Source organism: Streptomyces tricolor, from assembly GCF_002155905.1.
Lineage (GTDB): Bacteria > Actinomycetota > Actinomycetes > Streptomycetales > Streptomycetaceae > Streptomyces > Streptomyces tricolor.
This window is the reverse complement of the sequence record NZ_MUMF01000901.1, coordinates 1-583: the sequence shown is the minus strand read 5'-3', so window position 1 is coordinate 583 and position 583 is coordinate 1. Positions and strand designations below refer to the sequence as shown.

General features: G+C 73.5%; 2 pseudogenes. One reads left to right on the top strand and one right to left on the bottom strand.

What is annotated here, in order from left to right:
* Nucleotides 1–134: 134 nt before the first annotated feature.
* Nucleotides 135–446, top strand: a pseudogene (locus CCN44_RS41325) (rhodanese-like domain-containing protein); the annotation flags it as partial.
* On the opposite strand, the pseudogene CCN44_RS47070 reads toward CCN44_RS41325, so the two are convergent.
* Nucleotides 426–583, bottom strand: a pseudogene (locus CCN44_RS47070) (acyl-CoA dehydrogenase family protein); the annotation flags it as partial. The pseudogenes CCN44_RS41325 and CCN44_RS47070 sit on opposite strands and share 21 nt — an antisense overlap.

Sequence of the window (583 nt, the reverse complement as noted above, 5' to 3'; positions counted from 1 at the left end):
GGCTGCTCGACGAGATCGCCGGCCGGCTGCGCTCCGACATCGCCCAGCGGGAGGCGGAACTGGCCGGTCTGCTGGGGCACGCCTGAACCGCCCGGGCTTCGGGTAGCGTCGGAGCCATGAATTTCGGAGCTGGTGTGCCCACGGTCCAGGTCACGGACCTCAAGGACGGCGACTTCCTGCTGGACGTCCGCGAGGACGACGAGTGGCAGGCGGGTCACGCCGAGGGGGCCCTGCACATTCCCGTCAGCGAGTTCGTGGCGCGCTACGGCGAGCTGACCGAGGCCGCCCCGCAGGACGGCCGCGTCCACGTCATCTGCCGCTCGGGCGGCCGTTCCGCCCAGGTCACGATGTACCTGGTCCAGCAGGGCATCGACGCGGTCAACGTCGACGGCGGNNGCGGCCCGGCCGTCGGCCGGCCGGCACCGTCAGCCGAGGGGGTGGGCGGCCAGCAGGTCGCCCAGCCGCTCCTCGTACGCCGCCGCCGGGCCGAGCGCCAGCTCCAGGTGCTTGGCCCAGGCGTGATAGCGGTGCAGCGGGTAGTCGGTGTCCGCGCCGAACCCGCCGTGCAGATGCTGCGCCGCCT